This is a genomic window from Aeromonas sp. R5-3, from assembly GCF_040908225.1.
In the GTDB taxonomy this organism is placed as follows: domain Bacteria; phylum Pseudomonadota; class Gammaproteobacteria; order Enterobacterales; family Aeromonadaceae; genus Aeromonas; species Aeromonas dhakensis.
The window spans coordinates 149,088-169,546 of sequence record NZ_JBFODH010000024.1; the positions used below are offsets into that span (position 1 = coordinate 149,088).

16 protein-coding genes are annotated in these 20,459 nt (G+C 61.5%); 8 read left to right on the forward strand and 8 right to left on the reverse strand.

The annotated features are described in order from the left end of the window. Positions 1-19 precede the first annotated feature (19 nt). The 5 genes from AB5Y95_RS17470 to galE all read right to left on the reverse strand — a co-directional run bounded on the left by AB5Y95_RS17470 (position 20) and on the right by galE (position 5,486). Positions 20-1,030: an aldo/keto reductase gene (locus tag AB5Y95_RS17470; protein WP_368161705.1), complete on the reverse strand. Its 1,011-nt coding sequence runs from the start codon at positions 1,028-1,030 to the stop codon at positions 20-22. Positions 1,031-1,128: 98 nt separating this feature from the next. Continuing rightward, on the reverse strand, positions 1,129-2,121 hold the full coding sequence (gene galM / locus AB5Y95_RS17475) for a galactose-1-epimerase (RefSeq protein WP_010635795.1): 993 nt from the start codon (positions 2,119-2,121) through the stop codon (positions 1,129-1,131). A gap of 52 nt (positions 2,122-2,173) precedes the next feature. After that, a complete protein-coding gene (galK, locus tag AB5Y95_RS17480; RefSeq protein WP_368161706.1) occupies positions 2,174-3,322 on the reverse strand; it encodes a galactokinase in 1,149 nt (382 codons plus the stop codon). Beyond that, a complete protein-coding gene (locus AB5Y95_RS17485) occupies positions 3,319-4,365 on the reverse strand; it encodes a UDP-glucose--hexose-1-phosphate uridylyltransferase (RefSeq protein WP_368161708.1) in 1,047 nt (348 codons plus the stop codon). The genes galK and AB5Y95_RS17485 overlap by 4 nt, the downstream gene beginning before the upstream one ends. A 107-nt stretch (positions 4,366-4,472) precedes the next feature. Continuing rightward, entirely contained in the window at positions 4,473-5,486 is a 1,014-nt protein-coding gene (gene galE, locus AB5Y95_RS17490; protein WP_368161709.1) for a UDP-glucose 4-epimerase GalE, read from the reverse strand. Between the two features lie 205 nt (positions 5,487-5,691). Between galE and AB5Y95_RS17495 the strand changes: the two genes are divergently transcribed. From AB5Y95_RS17495 to AB5Y95_RS17520, 6 genes are all read left to right on the forward strand, one after another. Beyond that, complete coding sequence (locus AB5Y95_RS17495; protein ID WP_017764831.1) at positions 5,692-6,696, forward strand: substrate-binding domain-containing protein; 1,005 nt, start codon at positions 5,692-5,694, stop codon at positions 6,694-6,696. 218 nt (positions 6,697-6,914) lie between these two features. Next, the gene (locus AB5Y95_RS17500; protein ID WP_368161711.1) at positions 6,915-9,992 is read left to right on the forward strand and encodes a beta-galactosidase; all 3,078 of its coding nucleotides are present in this window, start codon (positions 6,915-6,917) and stop codon (positions 9,990-9,992) included. A gap of 234 nt (positions 9,993-10,226) precedes the next feature. Then, on the forward strand, positions 10,227-11,213 hold the full coding sequence (gene mglB / locus AB5Y95_RS17505) for a galactose/glucose ABC transporter substrate-binding protein MglB (RefSeq protein ID WP_005306494.1): 987 nt from the start codon (positions 10,227-10,229) through the stop codon (positions 11,211-11,213). 52 nt (positions 11,214-11,265) lie between these two features. Next, positions 11,266-12,786 (forward strand): galactose/methyl galactoside ABC transporter ATP-binding protein MglA, encoded by a 1,521-nt coding sequence (gene mglA / locus AB5Y95_RS17510; RefSeq protein WP_017781206.1) that lies wholly within the window; start codon positions 11,266-11,268, stop codon positions 12,784-12,786. A gap of 16 nt (positions 12,787-12,802) precedes the next feature. After that, positions 12,803-13,813, forward strand: coding sequence for a galactose/methyl galactoside ABC transporter permease MglC (mglC, locus tag AB5Y95_RS17515; RefSeq protein ID WP_005306488.1), 1,011 nt, complete (start codon positions 12,803-12,805; stop codon positions 13,811-13,813). Between the two features lie 51 nt (positions 13,814-13,864). Beyond that, complete coding sequence (locus AB5Y95_RS17520; RefSeq protein WP_368161713.1) at positions 13,865-15,598, forward strand: methyl-accepting chemotaxis protein; 1,734 nt, start codon at positions 13,865-13,867, stop codon at positions 15,596-15,598. A gap of 601 nt (positions 15,599-16,199) precedes the next feature. Here the strand turns inward: AB5Y95_RS17520 and AB5Y95_RS17525 are convergent. From AB5Y95_RS17525 to AB5Y95_RS17535, 3 genes are all read right to left on the reverse strand, one after another. Further along, positions 16,200-16,568, reverse strand: coding sequence for a hypothetical protein (locus AB5Y95_RS17525; protein WP_005306483.1), 369 nt, complete (start codon positions 16,566-16,568; stop codon positions 16,200-16,202). Between the two features lies 1 nt (position 16,569). Next, positions 16,570-17,217: an AAA family ATPase gene (locus AB5Y95_RS17530; protein ID WP_005306480.1), complete on the reverse strand. Its 648-nt coding sequence runs from the start codon at positions 17,215-17,217 to the stop codon at positions 16,570-16,572. A 98-nt stretch (positions 17,218-17,315) separates the two neighbouring features. Then, positions 17,316-17,492, reverse strand: a complete 177-nt coding sequence (locus tag AB5Y95_RS17535) for a hypothetical protein (protein WP_368161714.1) — start codon at positions 17,490-17,492, stop codon at positions 17,316-17,318. A gap of 746 nt (positions 17,493-18,238) precedes the next feature. On the opposite strand from AB5Y95_RS17535, the gene arcA reads away from it, so the two are divergent. Together arcA and arcC are read left to right on the forward strand one after the other, a co-directional pair. Beyond that, on the forward strand, positions 18,239-19,459 hold the full coding sequence (gene arcA / locus AB5Y95_RS17540) for an arginine deiminase (protein WP_017764826.1): 1,221 nt from the start codon (positions 18,239-18,241) through the stop codon (positions 19,457-19,459). Positions 19,460-19,521: 62 nt separating this feature from the next. After that, positions 19,522-20,448 (forward strand): carbamate kinase, encoded by a 927-nt coding sequence (gene arcC, locus AB5Y95_RS17545; RefSeq protein WP_010635806.1) that lies wholly within the window; start codon positions 19,522-19,524, stop codon positions 20,446-20,448. Positions 20,449-20,459 lie beyond the last annotated feature (11 nt).

Genomic DNA, 20,459 nt, shown 5'->3' on the forward strand with positions numbered 1-20,459 from the left:
CGGCGCTCAGCGGCTCCGATCAGGCGGGACCCTGCCCGGCCAGGATCCCCTCGATTTGCTGCAGCAGCGCCGCATCCAGCGGGGGGTGGGACTGGGCCTCCACCGCGCTGACAATCTGCTGGGGGCTGCTGGCGCCGATCAGGGCGCAGCTCACCACAGAGTCGCGCAGGACCCACTGCAGCGCCAGTTGTGACAGTGGTTGGCCCCGCTGCTGCGCCAGCGCGTGCAGGGCCCGGATGGTGGCCAGCTTGCCGGCGGTGATCTGCTCGGGCTTGAGGAAGGGGCTGGCACTGGCGGCGCGCGAATCCGCTGGAATGCCCGCCAGGTAGCGGTCGCTTAGCAGCCCGCCCGCCAGCGGGGAGAAGGCGACCACCCCCATGCCGTGCTCGCGGCAGACCGGCAGGGTTTCGGCTTCAATATCGCGCTGGAACAGGGAGTATTTGAGCTGATTGACCAGACAGGGGGTGCCCAGCTCCGCCAGCCGGGCGGCGGCCTGCGCGGCGAGCGGGGCCGGGTAGTTGGAGAGGCCGACGTAGAGCGCCTTGCCCTGACGCACCATCAGCGCTAGCGCCTGGCAGGTCTCCTCCAGCGGGGTGCGCGGGTCCGGCCTGTGGTGATAGAAGATGTCCACATAGTCGAGGCCAAGCCGGCGCAGGCTCTGGTGCAGGCTGGCAAACAGGTATTTGGCGCTGCCGCCGTCACCGTAAGGGCCATCCCACATGATGTATCCCGCCTTGCTGGCGATGATGAGCTCGTCCCGATAGGGGGCCAGGCTCCCCTTGAGCAGCTTGCCGAAGGTTTGCTCGGCCGACCCCGGCGGCGGCCCGTAGTTATTGGCCAGATCGAAGTGGGTGATACCCAGATCGAACGCCTGGTGCACCATGGCTTTCGCGGTGGCGGGATCGCTCTCGGCGCCGAAGTTGTGCCAGAGGCCGAGAGCTATGCCGGGCAGGCGCAGGCCGTGACGACCGGCGGGTCGATAGGGCTGGCGCTGGTAACGGTCGGGGGCGGCGAGGTAGTGATCATCCATAACGACTCCTTGCGTGGACTTGTTTGCGAGCAGAGGCGAGGGGTGACCCCGGTCCCTCTTCGCTCGGCATGTCTGGGTGGGAGAAGAGGGGGCCGGGGTCAGCTGGTGGCGATAAAGCGGTAACGGGTCTGATGGCGATAGGTCTGCCCCGGCAGCAACCAGGGATCGCCCAGCTCGGGGCGGTTGGGGCTGTCTGGCAGCTGCTGGGCCTCCAGACAGAAACCGGCGTGATCCCGATGGAGCTGGCCATCGCGTGCCGGCGTATTGGCCAGCCAGTTGCCGCTGTAGAACTGCAGCGAGGGCTGGTTGGTGTAGACCTCCATGGCCAGCTGGCGATCCCCCGAGACCACCCGCGCCGCCCACTCGGCGCTCGGCCCGTTGAGCACAAAGGCGTGGTCATACCCCTTGGCCTGTTGCTGCTGGGGATGGCTCAGCCAATCTTGTCCGATCAGGCGCTCGTGGCGCAGATCGAACGGCCCCTCCACCGGTGCGATCGCGAGCGGCAGGCCGCTTTGGTCGGTGGGCAGGAAGCGGTCGGCGTTGAGGCGGATGAGGTGGTTGCGCACATCGCCATCGCCGGCTTGTCCATCGAGATTGAAGTAGGTGTGGCTGGTGAGGCTGACCGGGGTCAGTGCATCCGTGCTGGCGACGAAATCTACCACCAGATCGCACTGCTCCAGCCGGTACTCCAGCGTGACCCGCAGGTTGCCGGGAAAGCCCTGATCCCCCGCTCGGGAGAGCAGGGTCAGTCTGACCCGGTCCGCCTCCCGCTCCTTGATCTGCCAGTGCTGGCGATGAAACCCCGCCCGTCCGCCGTGCAGGCAGTGGGGGGGCTGGTTGGCATCCAGCGGCCAGCGCTGGCCATCGCGCAGCAGCTCGGCGTTGCCGATGCGGTTGGCAAAGCGTCCCGCCACCGCACCCAGCCACACCTGCTGAGCGGGGTAGGCCTCATCGGCGCAGCCCAGCAGCACTTCACGGCGCCCGCCTGCCACTGGCAGGGTGAGGGAGGTGAGGGTGGCGCCGAAGTCGAGGCCGCGCAGGCGCAGCCCCTCCTCGTTTTCCAGCTCGAACGGAATCATGGCGTCGTTCATAGTCTGCCTGTACCTGTGTTGCCGATCCGGCAGGCCTGCATCATACATGGGCTCATAGTTTTCCCGCCCCCGCGCTGGCGCGGCAGACGTAGCTGTCGGCTTTGAGGCCGAAGCGGGCCGGGTACTCGGCATCGACCTCGGCGATCACCTCGGCCACTTTCTCTGGGCGCAGCAGGGCGACCACGCAGCCACCGAAGCCGCCGCCGGTCATCCGCACGCCGCCCTCGGTGCCGATCCTGGCCTTGATGATCTCCACCAGACCGTCGATGGCGGGCACGGTGATTTCGAAGTCATCGCGCATGGCGGCGTGGGAGTCGGCCATCAGCTCACCGAGGCGCACCAGATCCCCCTGCGCCAACGCATCGGCGGCGGCCAGGGTGCGGCTGTTGTCGCCCACTACGTGACGGGCACGGCGGTAGCAGACCTCATCCAGCCCGGCCTTGCCCGCTTCCAGCGCCGCCAGATCGAGATCGCGCAGCGCCTTGACCCCGTAGTGACGGGCGGCTGCTTCGCACTGCTGGCGGCGGGTGTTGTATTCGCTGTCCACCAGGCCGCGACGGACGTTGGAGTTGACGATCAGCACCGCCAGGTCGGTGGGCATGGGGATGAGGCGGGTCTCCAGCGAGCGGCAGTCGAGCAGCAGGGCGTGATCCTGTTTGCCGCTGGCGGAGATCATCTGGTCCATGATGCCGCAGTTGCAGCCGACGAACTGGTTCTCCGCCTGCTGGCCGTTGAGGGCAATCTCGGCCTGGCTGATGGTGAGCCCCAGCGCCTCCTTGAAGGCCTGGCCAATGGCCACCTCCAGCGAGGCGGAAGAGGAGAGGCCGGCCCCCTGCGGCACGTTGCCGGAGACTACCAGATTGAGGCCGCGCAGGGGATAGCCGCGCTCCTGCAGGTACTTCACCACCCCGCGGATGTAGTCGCTCCAGCGCTGGTCGGCATGATGATTGATGGGCTGGCCGAGATCGAACAGGTCGCGCTGGTTGCCGTAGTCGGCGGCGACCACGTGCACCAGGCTGTCATCGCGCAGGCCGATGGCGACGCAGGTCTCGTAGTCGATGGCGCAGGGCAGCACGAAGCCGTCGTTGTAGTCGGTGTGCTCGCCGATGAGGTTGACGCGGCCGGGGGCCCGCACCAGCAGGTCGGGTTGTTGCTCAAACTGCTCGGCAAACACGGCGCTGACGCGCTGGCTCGGGGTCATGGGGTCACCTCATTGGCTTTGTAATGAACGGGGGAAAGGGTACGCAGGCGCTCCGCGGCTTGCTCCGGGGTAAGGTCGCGCTGGGTCTCGGCCAGCATCTCGAAGCCCACCATGAATTTGCGCACCGTGGCGGAGCGCAGCAGGGGCGGATAGAAGTGGGCATGCAGTTGCCACGCCTCTGGGCAGTCGGAGCGGGGCGGCGCAAAGTGCCAGCCCATGGAGTAGGGGAAGCTGCACTCGAACAGGTTGTCGTAGCGGCTGGTGAGCTCCTTGAGCGCGATGGCCAGATCCTGCTGCAGCTCGGGGGTGAGGTCGAGCAGAGAGGGGACATGGCGCTTGGGCAGCAGCAGGGTCTCGAACGGCCAGGCCGCCCAGAAGGGCACTACCGCCAGCCAGTGTTCGGTCTCCACCACGATGCGGGAGCGATCCTGCAGCTCCCGCTCCACGTAGTCGACCAGCAGCGGGCGGTCGTGCTCCGCCAGCCAGGCGCGCTGGTGCTGCTCTTCGCGGGCAATTTCATTGGGCAGGAAGTCGTTGCCCCACAGCTGACCGTGGGGATGCGGGTTGGAGCAGCCCATGACGGCGCCCTTGTTTTCAAACACCTGCACCCACTCCCACTGGGCCGACAGCTCGGTCACCTGCTCCATCCAGGTGGTGATCACCTTCTCGATGGCGGGCAGAGGCAGCTCGGGCAGAGTCTTGCCGTGATCCGGCGAGAAGCAGATGACCCGGCTGGTGCCGCGGGCGGCCTCCAGCTTGAGCAGGGGATCCTGCTCGCCACTGGCGGCCGGGGTGTCCTGCATCAGGGCGGCGAAGTCGTTGGTAAAGACGAAGGTGTCCCGATAGTCGGGATTCTGGTCGCCGGTGACGCGCTTGTTGCCGGCACAGAGGAAGCAGTCGGGGTCATGGGCCTGGCTCGGCGCCTGGCTCACCTTCTCGACCTGGCCCTGCCAGGGGCGCTTGGCCCTGTGAGGGGAGACCAGCACGTATTGGCCTGTCAGCGGGTTGAAACGACGGTGGGGGTGATCAACCGGGTTGAACATCATCACTCCTCAAGCTCAATAAAAGAAAATGCGGGCAGTTGATGAGGGCGGGTGCGCCTCTCATCTGTGACCCTTCCCCCTAAAGGGAGAAGGGAGCAAAACGGACATCACGCCTCGTACCCCTGGGGGTTGGCGGATTGCCAGCGCCAGCTGTCGGCGCACATGGCGGCCAGATCCCGCCGGGCACGCCAGCCCAGCTCGCGCTCGGCCCTGGCGGGATCGGCCCAGCATTCGGCGATGTCGCCGGGGCGTCTTGGTTCGATGCGATAGGGCAAGGGGCGACCGCTGGCCGCCTCGAACGCCGCCACCATCTGCAGCACGCTCTGGCCCTGGCCCGTACCCAGGTTGTAGACGTGCACGCCGCCCTTGCTGGCGCAGTGCTGCAACGCCTTGACGTGCCCTTCGGCCAGATCCATCACGTGGATGTAGTCACGCACACCTGTGCCGTCGACGGTGGGGTAATCGTTACCAAAGACCGAGAGGCAGTCGCGCCGGCCGATGGCGACCTGGGTCAAAAACGGCATCAGGTTGTTGGGGATCCCCTGGGGATCCTCCCCCATGGTGCCCGACTCGTGGGCGCCGACCGGGTTGAAGTAGCGCAGCAGGGTCATGCTCCAGTGCGGCTCGGCCCGCTGCAGATCCTCGAGGATCTCTTCGATGATCAGCTTGGATCGGCCGTAGGGATTGGTGGCGCTGCGCGGGAAATCTTCCCGGATGGGCGTGCTGGCCGGGTCACCATAGACGGTGGCCGACGAGCTGAACACCAGGTTGTGGACGCCGGCCCGCTTCATCGCCTGCAGCAATACCAGGGTGCCGCTCAGGTTGTTCTCGTAGTAGTCGAGGGGGATGCGGGTGGACTCGCCGACCGCCTTGAGGGCGGCGAAGTGGATCACGGCATCGATCCTTTGCTCGCTGAAGATGCGATCCAGCAGGAGCGGGTCACGGATGTCCCCCCGATAGAAGCGGGGCTCGCGCCCGCTGATGGCGGCAATGCGGGCCAGCACGCCGGCCTTGCTGTTGCAGAGGTTGTCCACCACCGCGGGCTCCATGCCGGCCGCCTGCAGTGCCAGGCAGGTGTGGCTGCCGATGTAACCGCAGCCGCCGGTGACCAGTACTTTCATCCTCATCTCCACGCTCAAAAAAAGCCTGTGAAGGAGTCTAGCCGAGGGGCTGGCGGGCAAACTGTGAACTGGCTAACAAATATGTGTAAACGATTACACTTGTTTTGGTGGTCATCATTTCAGCAATATGGTTTTTCCCCCTGTTATCAGTGACATTGCTCGGTATAATGGCCTCGTCCCGAACCGTGAAATAAGTGAAAACAACATGAGTACCATCAAGGATGTCGCCCGTTTGGCCAACGTATCGGTGGCAACGGTTTCACGGGTGATGAACAACTCACCCAAGGCCAGTGCCGCCTCCCGCGAGGTGGTGTTGAAAGCCATGGCCGAACTGGGCTACACCCCCAATGCCAACGCACGGGCGCTGGTCAGCCAGACCTGCGACACCATGGGCGTGCTGGTGGGCGATGTGGCGGATCCCTTCTTCGGCGCCCTGGTCAAGGGGGTCGCCGCGGTGGCGGTGGAACAGGGGCTGCACCTGTTGATGGGTAATGGTTTTCACACGGCACGGCAGGAGCGCGAATCCATCGAGCTGCTGATCGGCAAGCGCTGCGAGGCGCTGGTGGTGCACAGCAAGGCGCTGAGCGATGAGGAGTTGATCGACTATGCGCTGCGGGTACCCGGCATGGTGCTGATCAACCGCGACATCCCGGCACTCAAGGGGCGCTGCATCGCCCTCAACAACCGGCAGGGGGCCGCCACGGCGACCCGGCATCTGCTGGAGCTGGGCCACCGTCACATCGCCTTCCTGAGCTCCGATCACGCCATCGAGGATGCCATCCTGCGGCTGCAGGGCTATCAGGATGCGCTGGCCGAGGCGGGCGTGCGCGCCGACCCCGAGCTGGTGGAGAGCGGCATGCCCAACGAGGAGGGCGGCGAGCGGGCCATGCTCAACCTGCTGGCCAAGGGGCTGCCCATCACGGCCGTGGTGGCCTACAACGATGCCATGGCGGCGGGGGCCATCTCGGTGCTGGCGGACAACGGCCTCAAGGTGCCGGAGGAGGTGTCGGTGGTGGGCTTCGATGACATCATCTATGCCAGATACCTGCGCCCCAAGCTCTCCACCATGCGCTACCCGGTTGAACTGATGGCAGCCCAGGCGGCCAAGCTGGCCCTGCAGCTGGCAGCGGGGGAAAGCGAGGTGGTACAGAGCCGCATTTACACCCCAACTCTGATCAACCGCCACTCGGTGGCGCCCGTTCGAAGCTGATCCCTTTCATTTACCTCCGTTTATCGCTCCGGATCGCCGTTTTTGAGGCGCTCGATCCGGAGCCTTGGTCTTTTACCTGCATTTAGCGCATTTTTACCCTGTTTTACTTAACAAATTCAGTGTAATCGTTTACATCTGTGTGAGCGGGATCGCCGATCACCGGGCAAATCTCCCCTACACTGCATACGTTTTCGGCGTTCATGCAGGGAGAGAGACGAATGCTCAGGGAGATAGTGGCCCGTCAGGACTGGCAGACCCAGGCGATTACCGCAGTGAATCGGCTGCCCGCCCATACCCCCTTGTTCAGCTGGCGCAGCGAGGCCGCGGCGCGGGATGATCACGCCTCGCCATCGCGCGCCCTGCTGGATGGGGAGTGGCGTTTCTCCTTCTTCGCGGCGCCCGAGCGGGTGCCGGAGCAGTGGCTGGCGCAGGATCTGCCGGATGCCTGTCCCATCCAGGTGCCGGGCAACTGGCAGCTGGATGCGGCCTACCCAGGGTTGCGGCCTGCGACGGATGTACCCATCTACACCAACATCAAGTATCCCTTCCCGTGCGATCCACCGCGGGTGCCGGCCGAGAATCCCACCGGCTGCTATTCCCGCGAGTTCAGCGTGCCAGCCGACTGGCTTGCCAGCGGTCAGACCCGGATCATCTTCGACGGGGTGGACAGCGCTTTTCACCTCTTCTGCAACGGTCGCTGGGTCGGTTACTCCCAGGACAGCCGGCTGCCCGCCGAGTTCGATCTGACCTCCTTCCTGCAGGCCGGCGACAACCGGCTGGCAGTGCTGGTGCTGCGCTGGTCCGACGGCTCCTATCTGGAAGATCAGGACATGTGGCGCATGAGCGGCATTTTCCGCTCCGTCAGCCTGCTGCACAAACCGGCTCGTCATCTGATGGATATCCGGGTAACGCCCGAGCTCGACGCCTGCTACCGGGATGCCCGCCTCAAGATCGCATTGCAGGTGGCCAATGGGACCGGCCTGTCGGTGGTGGCCAATCTCTATGACGGCGGCGAGCGGGTGGCGACCCTGCGCCAGCAAATCGGCACGCAAGCCATTGACGAGAAAGGGGCGTATGACGATCGCGCCGAGTGCTGGCTCGAGGTGGCGACCCCGCGCAAATGGAGCGCCGAGACCCCCCACCTCTATCGCCTCACCCTGACCCTGCTGGACGAGCAGGGAGAGCCCATCGAGAGCGAAGCCTGTGATGTGGGCTTTCGGGCGGTAGAGATCCGTGGTGGCCTGCTGCGGGTGAACGGCCAGCCGCTGCTGATCCGTGGCGCCAACCGCCACGAGCATCACCCCGCAACGGGGCACGTGGTGACCCCCGCCGCCATCGAGCAGGATCTGCTGTTGATGAAGCAGCACAACTTCAACGCGGTGCGCTGTTCCCACTACCCCAATCACCCCGAGCTTTATCGGCTGTGCGACCGGCTCGGCCTCTACGTGGTGGACGAGGCGAACCTGGAGACCCACGGTATGACTCCGATGGGGCGGCTGGCACGGGACCCAGCCTGGAGCAACGCCTTCCTGGAGCGGGTGACCCGCATGGTGGCCCGCGACTTCAACCACCCCAGCATCATCATCTGGTCCCTTGGCAACGAGTCGGGCTACGGCCCGGCCCACGATGCCATGTATGGCTGGGTCAAGGGGGCGGATCCGAGCCGCCTGGTGCAATACGAAGGGGGTGGTGCCGATACGCCGGCCACCGACATCATCTGCCCCATGTATGCCCGCACCCATCAGGATCAACCCTTCCCGGCGGTACCCAAGTGGGCGCTGGCCAAGTGGATTGGCCTGCCGGGGGAGACCCGCCCGCTGATCCTGTGTGAATACGCCCACGCCATGGGTAACAGCCTGGGGGGCTATGCCCACTACTGGCAGGCATTTCGCGATCACCCCCGCTTGCAGGGTGGCTTCGTCTGGGATTGGGTCGATCAGGGGCTGGACAAGCTGACCGATGACGGCCGCCACTTCTGGGCCTATGGTGGTGATTTCGGCGATACCCCGAATGATCGCCAGTTCTGCTGCAACGGTCTGCTGTTCCCCGACCGCACCCCCCATCCCGCCCTGTTTGAGGCAAAACGTGCCCAGCAGCCGTTCGTGCTGACCTTGCAACACCGCCAGCCGCTGACGGTCGAGATCCGCAGCGAATACCTGTTTCGCGAGACGGACAACGAGCGGCTGCAGTGGCGGCTGTGCGAAGACGGCGTGGTGGTGAGCCAGGGTGAATGCCCACTCACCCTGGCACCGCAGGGCTGCGTGACGTTGACCCTGCTGGAGCGGTTGCCGGCCTTTGCGCCGGGGGCGTTCGCCTGGCTGGACCTCGCCATCGTGCAGCCCGCCGCCACGGCCTGGTCAGCGGCCGGTCACGAGGTGGCGCGCCAGCAATGCATGTTGCCTGTCCCCCTGTCACTGCCTGTCGCCCGCACGCCGGCCACCTTCATCGAGCTGGCGGATGGTTGGCAGATCCGGGCGGCCAACAGCGAGTGGCTGCTGGACAAGGCCAGCGGCCGCGTCCAAAGCTGGTGCAAGCTGGGCCGCGAGCAGCTGAAAGAGGCCATCGCCGATCACTTCTATCGGGCACCGCTCGACAACGACATCGGCACCAGCGAGGCGGACCACGCCGATCCCAACGCCTGGATCGCCCGCTGGCAGGCGGCCGGGCTCAATGAGTTGCAGCACCGCTGTCTCGAGCTGGTAGTGAGCCCTGACCAAGGGGTTGTGACGGTACGCCACGGCTACTTCGTCGGCGAGGCGCTCAAGCTACTGACTTGCTGGCGCCACTCCTTCGATCAGGATGGGGCCATGCACCTCGCCATCGAGGTGGAGGTGGCAGCCGAGATGCCCTCCCTGCCGCGCATCGGCGCCCTGCTCTGGCTGACCGACGAGGTGCTGGCGGCAGGGGAGGAGGTGAGCTGGCTGGGGCGTGGTCCGCACGAGAACTATCCGGATCGCCTGCTGGCTGCCGACCTCGGTCGCTGGCAGTCGTCGCTCGATGCGCTGCACACCGCGTATGTGTTCCCGACCGACAACGGGCTGCGCTGTGACACCCGTCAGCTGCGATTCGGCTCCATCGAGGTCGAGGGACTGTTTCATTTCAGCCTGAGCCGTTTCAGCCAGCAGCAGCTGGCCCAGGCTCGTCACCAGACCGATCTGGTGGCCGCAGGCGGACTCCATCTCTGTCTTGATGGTTTTCATATGGGGATTGGGGGCGATGACTCCTGGAGCCAGAGCGTACGACCGGAATATTGGCTGCAACCAGGCAGCTACTATTGGAACTGTGTTCTACGCTGAACCTGAGCGATTGCTTAACAAGAAAGAGCCCCGTTCAGAGCCGTGCTGTCACCAGTTAAATATAACTACATGATTTTTAATTGATTTGTTGCTATGTAACAGAGTGTAAACGTTTTCATTTTGTTGTCATGATCACAGATCGATATACAACAAACTGATTACATTAGGCTGGCGCCAGTTCACTTGGTGTACAGCATTCCCTACAAAAACAGATAGAGAGATCGGAGCATAACAATGAAAAAGATCACGACCATTGCCGCCGTACTGATGAGCCTGATGGCAGGAGCCACCGCCCATGCCGAAACCCGCATCGGGGTGACCGTCTACAAATACGACGACAACTTCATGGCGGTGGTGCGCAAGGCAATCGAGAAGGAAGCGGCGGCCAACCCGGGGGTGGAGCTGCTGATGAATGACTCCCAGAATGACCAGTCCAAGCAGAACGATCAGGTCGACGTACTGCTGGCCAAAGGCGTGAAGGCGCTGGCCATCAACTTGGTTGACCCGGCGGCGGCCCCGGTCGTGATCGAGAAAGCCCGTGGCGAGGACGTGCCCGTGGTGTTCTACAACAAGGAGCCCAATGCCGCCGATCTGGCCAGTTATGACAAGGCCTACTATGTGGGTACCGATTCCAAGGAGTCTGGCATCATCCAGGGTCAGCTGATCGCCAAGCACTGGAAAGCCAACCCGGCCTGGGATCTCAACAAGGACGGCGTCATCCAGTACGTGCTGCTGAAGGGCGAGCCGGGTCACCCGGATGCCGAAGCCCGTACCACCTACGTCATCAAGACCCTGAACGATGGCGGCATCAAGACCGAGCAGCTGCACATGGATACTGGTATGTGGGATACCGCCATGGCCAAGGACAAGATGGACGCCTGGATCTCCGGCCCGAACGCCAACAAGATCGAAGTGGTCATCGCCAACAACGATGGCATGGCGATGGGCGCCGTGGAGTCCCTGAAGGCTCAGGGCAAGACCGCCATCCCGGTGTTCGGCGTGGACGCACTGCCTGAAGCGCTGGCGCTGGTCAAAAGCGGTGCCATGGCCGGTACCGTGCTGAACGATGCCGCCAACCAGGCCAAGGCGACCTACGAGCTGACCAAGAACCTGGCTGAAGGCAAACCGGCTGGTGAAGGCACCAGCTGGAACATCGTCAACAAGGTCGTGCGTGTTCCCTACGTCGGCGTAGACGCAGACAACCTGTCCAAATTCGAATAATTCCCTCCTCCAGGGCAAGGGAGATCCCTTGCCCTTTTTTCAACCAGATGTGATGGCTGATATGACAACACAGCAACAATCAGAATGGCTGTTGGAGATGATTGGCGTCAGTAAGAGCTTTCCTGGCGTCAAGGCACTCGATAATGTCAATTTACGGGTCCGTCCTCATTCTGTGCATGCGTTGATGGGCGAGAACGGGGCAGGAAAATCGACGCTGCTCAAGTGCTTGTTCGGCATTTACGAGAAGGATGAGGGCAAGATCTTCTTCAAGGGGCAGGAGATCAACTTCACCTCCTCCAAGGAGGCGCTGGAGAACGGTGTCTCCATGGTGCATCAGGAGCTGAACCTGGTATTGCAGCGCTCCGTGATGGACAACATGTGGCTCGGTCGCTATCCCACCAAGGGGCTGTTCGTCGACCACGGCAAGATGTATCAGGACACCAAGCATATCTTCGACGAGCTGGACATCGACATAGACCCGCGGGTCAAGGTCGGTACCCTCTCCGTCTCCCAGATGCAGATGATCGAGATCGCCAAGGCGTTCTCCTACGATGCCAAGATCGTCATCATGGACGAACCCACCTCCTCGCTGACCGAGAAAGAGGTGAGCCACCTCTTCAAGATCATCAACAAGCTCAAGGAGAAGGGGTGCGGCATCGTCTACATCTCCCACAAGATGGAAGAGATCTTCCAGCTCTGTGATGAGATCACCATATTGCGGGATGGCCAGTGGGTGGCGACCCAGCCGCTCAAGGGCATGACCATGGATCAGATCATCGGCATGATGGTCGGTCGCGAGCTCACCCAGCGCTTCCCGGAGAAGACCAACCAGCCGAAAGAGGTGATCCTCGAGGTCGAGCACCTGACGGCGAAAAACCAGCCCTCCATACAGGACATCACCTTCAACCTGCACAAGGGGGAGATCCTCGGGGTGGCCGGGTTGGTGGGGGCCAAGCGGACCGACATCGTCGAGACCCTGTTCGGCATTCGTGACCGCAGCGAGGGGTCCATCAAGCTGCACGGCAAAGAGGTGGCCAACCACAACGCCCACGAGGCGATCCGCAACGGCTTTGCGCTGGTGACCGAGGAGCGCCGCTCCACCGGCATCTATTCGCGCCTCGACATCGCCTTCAACTCCCTGATCGCCAACATGGACAACTACAAGGGCTCCATGGGGTTGCTCAGCGACAACAAGATGAAGAGCGACACCCAGTGGGTCATCGACTCCATGCGGGTCAAGACACCGACCCAGCAGACCCAGATCGGCTCCCTCTCGGGGGGCAACCAGCAGAAGGTGATCATCGGCCGCTGGCTGCTGACCCAGCCGGAGATCCTGATGCTGGACGAACCGACCCGCGGCATCGACGTGGGGGCCAAGTTCGAGATCTACCAGCTCATCCTGGAGCTGGCGAAGAAGGACAAGGGCATCATCATCATCTCGTCGGAAATGCCCGAACTGCTCGGCATCACGGATCGCATCATGGTGATGAGCAATGGCCGGGTCGCCGGGATCGTCAATACCAAAGAAACTGACCAGAGCGAGATACTGCGCCTGGCATCTCTGTACCTCTAGAGACAGGAAGACATTTATGGAGTCGGCTAAAAATTTCAATCTGATGCGGGCGCTCAAGGAGAACGGCATCTACGTGGTGCTGCTGGTGCTGCTCATGATCATCGTGATCAAGGAACCCTCCTTCCTGAGTCTCACCAACTTCAGCAACATCCTGACCCAGTCTTCGGTGCGGGTCATTATCGCGCTCGGGGTGGCTGGCATCATCATCACCCAGGGGACGGATCTGTCGGCCGGTCGTCAGGTCGGCTTGGCGGCGCTTATCGCGGCGACCATGCTGCAGGCGCTGACCAACGTCAACAAGGTGTTCCCCAGTCTGGGCGAGGTGCCCATCCCGGTGGTGATCCTGCTGGTGTGCGCAGTGGGGGCCCTGATTGGCCTGGTTAACGGCCTCATCGTGGCCTATCTGAACGTCACCCCCTTCATTACCACCCTGGGCACCATGATCATCGTCTACGGCATCAACTCCCTCTACTTTGACTCGGTAGGGGCTTCGCCGGTGGCCGGTTTTGACCCCCGTTTCTCCAGCTTCGCGCAGGGGTTCATCAAGCTGGGCGGGTTCAAGCTATCCTATCTGACCTTCTATGCCGCCATCGCCAGTGTCTTTGTCTGGGTGCTGTGGAACAAGACCCGCTTTGGCAAGAACATCTTCGCCATCGGCGGCAACCCGGAAGCGGCCAAGGTCTCCGGTGTCAACGTGGCGGTCAACCTGGTGATGATCTATGCGCTGGCGGGGGTCTTCTACGCCTTCGGCGGCATGCTGGAAGCGGGCCGGATCGGCAGCGCCACCAACAACCTGGGCTTCATGTACGAGCTCGATGCCATCGCCGCCTGCGTGGTCGGCGGGGTGTCGTTTGCGGGTGGCGTGGGTACCGTGGCCGGGGTGATCACCGGCGTGCTCATCTTCACGTTGATCAACTATGGTTTGACCTATATCGGCGTCAGCCCTTACTGGCAGTTCATCATCAAGGGCGGCATCATCATTCTGGCGGTGGCACTGGACTCCATGAAGTACGCCAAGAAGAAATAACGATTGGCAGGGAGGGCTGGCAGTGCCGGCCCTCTCTTCTGGAGGGATCCCATGCCATTCAAGGTCAAGATTTACGTCCTGTTGCTGCTGGCCATCCTGGTCACCATCGGCACCGCCTGGTTCAGCGTCAATCACTTCATCAGCACCTACATCCGCACCCAGGCGACCAAGAACATCAACGAACAGATCTCTCTGGTCAAAGAGAAGCTGGCCGGTGACATCAATCAGAAAATTCTGCTGGCAGCCAACCTCAACTTCGGGGTGACCAACGTCAAGAAGACGCTGGAAGAGACCGGCTTTCACAACATCGTCAAAGTGATCGGCGACATGGCGTTCGACGTGAGCGGCGTCATCAACGACGCGGCCAAGGTTGACGCGTTGCGCAAGCTTATCCCAGCCGCCAACAACCAGATCACCGTCAGCCCACTGCAGCAGGTGGACGGCAAGCCCGTCATCTCGATTCTTGTGCCGCGCGGTGCCGACTCTGCCTACCTTTATTACCTCGACATGAGCGAGTTCAAGAGCCTGCTGGAGAAGGTGAGTGGCGAGGGGCGCTACTTCTCCCTGACCGATGGTCAGGGCAATGAGCTCTATAGCAGCAAGCCGCAGGGGGAGAACGAAGCGCGCCCCAATTCGCTGGATATTCGCGGCAGCAGCTGGACCCTGACCGGCTACATTGATCTCGACTACATCCGCACCATGACCCAAGCACTCAACGGCCAGATCATCATGGCGCTGCTCGGGGTGGCCGTGGTGGTGATGGCGCTCGCCGTGCAGGCGCTCAATGTGGCCTATCGCCCGATACTCTCGCTGCGGGACCTGGTGCTGGAGCTCTCTCGCGGTAGCGGCGATCTGACCCGCCGACTGGCGGTGACCAGCAAGGATGACCTCGGTCAGATCTCGGCCGGTATCAACCGCTTCATCGAGCGGCTGCAGGAGATGATGGACGAGGTACGCCAGGCCAGCGACCAGCTCAATAGCGGCATTGCCGGATTGGCCAGCCAGACCGGTGCTGCCCAGTCCCTGCTGGCGGATCATGTGCGAGAGACCGAGCAGGTGGTGACTGCCATCAACGAGATGAGCCGCACCGCGGTTTCAGTTTCGGAGAGCGCGGCCAGCACGGCCCAGCTCACCGGCCAGAGCCAGCAACTGGCGAGCCAGTCCCGTCAGGTGGTCGATCAGGCCATGGCCAGCGTGATGGCGCTGGTAGATGAGGTGGAAACCACCGCCCGCTCCATCGAGGCGATGCAGCAGGATGTGCAGCAGATTGGCTCGGTGCTCGGGGTCATCGGCAGCATAGCCGAGCAGACCAATCTGCTGGCCCTCAATGCTGCCATAGAGGCCGCCCGCGCCGGCGAGCAGGGGCGCGGTTTTGCGGTGGTGGCCGATGAGGTGCGTTCACTCGCCGCCCGTACCCAGCAGAGTACGGCAGAGATCCAGACCATGCTGGCCAGCCTGCAGCAGGGGACCCGGACCGTGGTGAATGCCATGAGCAATACCAAGCAGAGTTGTCAGGGTGCCGCCGAGAACACCACTCGAGTCAACGAGTCACTGGATCTGATGGCGGGCGAGGTGGTGGAGATCAACGATCTCATCAGCCATATCGCCACGGCTGCGGAGCAGCAGAGTGCGGTAGCCGAGGAGATCAATCGCAACATGAGCGCCATTGCCGAGGTGATCAGCCAGCTGACCCACAACGGCGAGGCGACGGTGGCCAGTGCCGGCTCGATGCAGCAGACCTATGACAGGCTGCGGGAGATTGTGGGGCACTTCCGGTTGGAATGAGCGGATAGAAAGGTAGGCCGGGGTAAAAATGGCCAAAAAAGATGGGGGCGACTTGCGTCGCCCCCGATAGTCTTATCGCTCATATCCTTGAACGAAGTTGCTCCCTGCAATCCCTGACTATACCTCTTCCTTTAGGTTTCCCCTTCCCAATCCTTTGGGGTGTCCTTTAGCCATCATGGCCTGACGAGTCATCCGTTCCCGTCGCACTTTCTCCGTCCTGGGAGGTGTCCTTTACCACATCCTGTGGTGAGTCCATTTGCCCAACCCTGGCAGCCAGTCTTCCTGACCGACTTCATTGCGTCCGTGCAGGAGTAACTATAAGGATTTCATGGGGCGGGACAACTGCAGAGTGAAAAACGTTTTTACGCATCTCGTTACGAAGGAAACTTGTTTCAATATTTATCCTTTACTTTCATTGTGATAGGTGTTTTTTGTTCATGTTTTACGATCTTACCTTCCGACTATCGCGGGATCTTTTCTAGCGCTTTGCCTACATCCGCTATGGCGAATGTCTTACACCTTGTTCAACTGGGATTCAGAAAGGGGAGACGAACAGATAAGGGCCATGCTGGCAACGAAGCATGGCTGGAGGAAGATAGCGTCAGTTGTGTGCCTGCAGCCGCTCATAGATGGTCTGGCGTTCTTCCGGGCTCAGGGAGGAGAAGTAGTGGGTAAACAACCGCAGCAGCAGGGACTTGTTCATGCCGTCTTGCTGGGTCAGGTTGCCAAGCTCATCGATGGCCGTGGTGCTGAGCGAGAAGGTGGCTTTCTTGAAGCTGGGTTTGAGATGTTCACCGCTCTCGATGAAGGCGAGTGCGGTCAGAGCCTCGTCCCGATGCAGAGTCAGCTCCAGGCTGACGACCTTGGGCTTGCCCTTGGCATAAAAATCCGCGTCCTCGATGAACTCGTCTATGGTGAACTTCTTTTGGTGATGCAGATTGTGTTTCTTCTTCAGGTCGGCAAGTCCCATCTCATACCCCCAGCTCCAGAAACTCCTTGGCGATGGCGCGGATCTCTTCGGCAGACTTGCCATCCGGCTCTATCTCCATCACCGACAATCCCTTCTCCTCGCTGTCGTCGTAGACGTTGCGGCCATAGGTGATGGAATTGAGCACGTCGACACCGAAGGAGGAGCAGACCTCCTTGGCTTCCAGTATCCGCTTCGCCTGGTTGGGTAGGGCGGGGCACTGGGTCAGTACCACGGCAGCCCGCAAGGTCGGGTTGACCATCTTGCAGGTGGTGATGAGGTCTTCCATGTGCGGCAGAGTCTTGAGATCGCGGCGCTTGGGACGCAGCGGGATCAGGGCATGGGTGGCGACGGCCATGGTGGAACGCAGTGCCCGGTTGTCCTGGCCGCCACAGTCGACGATCAGGTAGTCATAGCGGTTCTTCAGGCTGAGCAGATCGTTGCGGATGTTGCCGTAGAGCTGGACGCAGTTTATCTGGGGCAGATCCGGATTGTCGTTGCGCTCCTGGATCCAGTCCGAGGTGGTGCGCTGCGGATCGCAGTCCACCAACAGCACTTCGCCGTGAAACTGGGTTCTGAGGTAGACCGCCAGATTCTGGGCCAGGCAACTCTTGCCGCTCCCTCCTTTCTCACCACCGACCAGCAGGATCATGACCGTCTCCTATCCCTATGAAAAACAGCTGCATTGAGTATAGGAGGGGGTTGGGCCATGACAAGCCAGGAGGAGAAGACCTCCTCCCGGAGTTTCGTTCAGTAGTGCTGGCTGCCGCCATGCCACTGACACAGGTAGGCGGGTACCAGCATCTGTGGGGCCTGATCGACATGGCACACCACCAATGGCATGGCAGGGGCACCCTCCGCATGGACCAGTGCCGGGGTCATGGGCAGCAGCAGAGTGGAAAGCAGCAGCAGTGACTTCATCTTCATGGCTATCTCCTTGGTGACATAACAGGTGTGATCCTGATCACTTTCTGAGTTAAGCCGAGCCGGCTTGCGGTGCAAGCTGCTGAAATAAATTCAACTAATGAAAAAAGTTTGAAAAAGCCCCTGCGCCGGCCAGTTGAAAATTGGCCGGCCAAGATGCGCAATTCGTGCATATCCATATAAGAGGTGAAGAGGCAACACTGCCTGTAGTCTGGCCCGGCAAGCGGAACAGACGCGATGCCATGATCTGGAACAACAAACAGATTATTCAGCGCGAAGCCTGGCCGTGACTTTTTATTTGCTGCGAGCGCCTCGTAAAGAGCGCGGAAAATTCAAATATCTGCATATAAAATTCACTCTGTGTTTGTTGCGTTTTTATCTTCATGAAATTAAAGGATTTTTGTTTTTGTGTTTATCCCTTTGTAGATATTTGACGTGAATGAAACAAGGTAAAATATGAAATATGTGCCGAAGAAAGTGCGTATTTAAACGGGATAGGTGAATGGGAGATTGTCAGTTCTGTTACCCCTATCAAAGAATAAACCGTGAAATTATTCAGTTCTGGGTGAATGTGATCAATGTCTAAGTTTATCGTGATTGGCAGGTCTAACCTCGGTCTCGAAAGGCAAGGGCAGGATAGAACACAAGCTGATTACCCTACATAAAGAATATCCCGCCTTAGCCACGAGCATGAATAGAAGGAATCTATTCAATCACTCGCAGGGACCACTGCTAGACGGAATATAATCATGAGCAAATTTTATGTAGGTTCTGAAGTTGGCCAATTGCGCCGTGTCATGTTGCACCGCCCCAACCTCAGTCTGAAGCGTCTGACTCCTTCCAACTGCCAGGATCTGTTGTTCGATGACGTCCTGTCCGTTGAACGTGCCGGTCAGGAGCACGACAAATTCGCTCAGGTACTGCGCGATCAGAATGTCGAAGTTTTCCTGCTGACCAATCTGCTGGCGGAAACCCTGGACGTGCCGGAAGCCAAAACCTGGCTGCTGCAACATCAGGTCTCCGACTATCGCCTCGGCACTTCTTTTGCCAACGACGTACGCTGCTTCCTGGCTGACATGCCACACCGCGAGCTGGCCCGCATTCTCTCCGGTGGCCTGACCTACTCCGAGATGCCCTACAGCGGCGTCAACATGGTAGTGGGCATGCACGCACCGACCGACTTCATCATCGAACCGCTGCCCAACCACCTCTTTACCCGTGACACCTCCTGCTGGGTTTATGGCGGCGTCTCCATCAACCCGATGGCCAAACCGGCCCGCCGTCGCGAAACCAACCACGTGAAGGCCATCTATCGCTGGCACCCGCAGTTTGCCGGTCAGGATTTCATCAAGTACTTCGGTGATGAGGATCGCGACTACGACAACTCCACCATCGAAGGGGGTGACGTACTGGTCATCGGTCGTGGCGCCGTGCTCATCGGCATGTCCGAGCGCACCACACCGCAAGGGGTCGAGCACCTGGCTCGCGGCCTGTTCAAGCACGGCCAGGCCAAACAGGTCATCGCCATGCAACTGCCGAAACACCGCAGCTGCATGCACCTGGATACCGTCATGACCCACATGGACATAGACACCTTCTCCGTCTATCCGGAAGTCATCCGCAAGGATGTGAACTGCTGGAGCCTGACTCCGGGCGGTGCCACCGGCATGAACATCAAGGAAGAGGGCTACTTCGTCACCGCCATCGAGAAGGCACTGGGGGTCGATCAGCTCAAGCTCATCACCACAGGTGGCGACACCTTCGAGGCCGAGCGCGAGCAGTGGAACGATGCCAACAACGTGCTGACCGTGCGCCCCGGCGTGGTGGTGGGTTACGAGCGCAATACCTACACCAACGAGAAGTACGACAAGGCCGGCATCACTGTGCTGCCCATCCCGGGTGAAGAGCTGGGACGTGGCCGCGGCGGCGCCCGCTGCATGAGCTGCCCGATGGAACGCGACGGCATCTAACAAGACGGCGTGGCGCCGGCAGAGGCTGGCGCCACACAGCACCAAACTCGAGAGTAACACTCATGAAAAAACCAACTGTCGTCGTCGCCCTGGGTGGCAATGCCCTGCTCCGTCGTGGCGAGCCGCTCGAAGCAGATATCCAGCGCAAGAACATCGCCACCGCTGCCAAGACCATCGCCCTGATCGCTCAGGAGTACAACGTGGTGCTGGTGCATGGCAACGGCCCGCAAGTCGGTCTGCTGGCTCTGCAGAACAGCGCCTACACCAAGGTATCCCCCTATCCGCTGGATGTGCTGGGTGCCGAGTCTCAGGGCATGATCGGCTACATGCTGATCCAGGAATTGAAGAACCTGATGCCGAGCCGCAACGTCACCGCGTTGCTGACCCAGGTGCAGGTTGACCCGCAAGATCCGGCCTTCGTCAATCCGACCAAATTCATCGGTCCCGTCTACGAAGAGGCAGAAGCCCGCGCCCTAGCTGCAGAGAAGCAGTGGGTGGTGAAGGCCGATGGCAAGTTCTTCCGCCGCGTGGTGCCGTCTCCGCTGCCCCAGCGCATCGTCGAAGGCGACGCCATCGAAACCCTGATCGCCCAGGGCCACCTCATCATCTGTACCGGTGGTGGCGGCATCCCGGTGACCTGGGATGGCCAGAGCCTGACCGGCATCGAAGCCGTCATCGACAAGGACATGTCTGCCGCCTACCTGGCCAAGCAGATCAAGGCCGACGCCCTGCTGATCCTGACCGATGCCGATGCCGTCTACCTGGACTGGGGCAAACCGACCCAGCGTCCGCTGCGGATCACCAGCCCGGACGAGCTGGCCGGGGTCAAGTTTGACGCAGGCTCCATGGGGCCCAAGGTCGAAGCCTCCTGCGAATTCGTCAAGGCGACCGGCGGCATGGTCGGCATAGGTGCACTGGACGATGGCCTGGCCATCCTCAAGGGCGAAGCCGGCACCAATATCGTCGCCACCCGTACCGTGAATGCGTAATTACCTACATC

Coding starts and splice junctions, on each gene's coding strand:
- AB5Y95_RS17525 (WP_005306483.1), bottom strand. CDS start 16,568: ATGGGACTTGCCGACCTGAAGAAGAAACACAATCTGCATCACCAAAAG.
- AB5Y95_RS17485 (WP_368161708.1), bottom strand. CDS start 4,365: ATGTTCAACCCGGTTGATCACCCCCACCGTCGTTTCAACCCGCTGACA.
- AB5Y95_RS17495 (WP_017764831.1), top strand. CDS start 5,692: ATGAGTACCATCAAGGATGTCGCCCGTTTGGCCAACGTATCGGTGGCA.
- AB5Y95_RS17500 (WP_368161711.1), top strand. CDS start 6,915: ATGCTCAGGGAGATAGTGGCCCGTCAGGACTGGCAGACCCAGGCGATT.
- mglC (WP_005306488.1), top strand. CDS start 12,803: ATGGAGTCGGCTAAAAATTTCAATCTGATGCGGGCGCTCAAGGAGAAC.
- AB5Y95_RS17520 (WP_368161713.1), top strand. CDS start 13,865: ATGCCATTCAAGGTCAAGATTTACGTCCTGTTGCTGCTGGCCATCCTG.
- AB5Y95_RS17470 (WP_368161705.1), bottom strand. CDS start 1,030: ATGGATGATCACTACCTCGCCGCCCCCGACCGTTACCAGCGCCAGCCC.
- galE (WP_368161709.1), bottom strand. CDS start 5,486: ATGAAAGTACTGGTCACCGGCGGCTGCGGTTACATCGGCAGCCACACC.
- galM (WP_010635795.1), bottom strand. CDS start 2,121: ATGAACGACGCCATGATTCCGTTCGAGCTGGAAAACGAGGAGGGGCTG.
- galK (WP_368161706.1), bottom strand. CDS start 3,322: ATGACCCCGAGCCAGCGCGTCAGCGCCGTGTTTGCCGAGCAGTTTGAG.
- arcA (WP_017764826.1), top strand. CDS start 18,239: ATGAGCAAATTTTATGTAGGTTCTGAAGTTGGCCAATTGCGCCGTGTC.
- AB5Y95_RS17535 (WP_368161714.1), bottom strand. CDS start 17,492: ATGAAGATGAAGTCACTGCTGCTGCTTTCCACTCTGCTGCTGCCCATG.
- mglA (WP_017781206.1), top strand. CDS start 11,266: ATGGCTGATATGACAACACAGCAACAATCAGAATGGCTGTTGGAGATG.
- AB5Y95_RS17530 (WP_005306480.1), bottom strand. CDS start 17,217: ATGATCCTGCTGGTCGGTGGTGAGAAAGGAGGGAGCGGCAAGAGTTGC.
- arcC (WP_010635806.1), top strand. CDS start 19,522: ATGAAAAAACCAACTGTCGTCGTCGCCCTGGGTGGCAATGCCCTGCTC.
- mglB (WP_005306494.1), top strand. CDS start 10,227: ATGAAAAAGATCACGACCATTGCCGCCGTACTGATGAGCCTGATGGCA.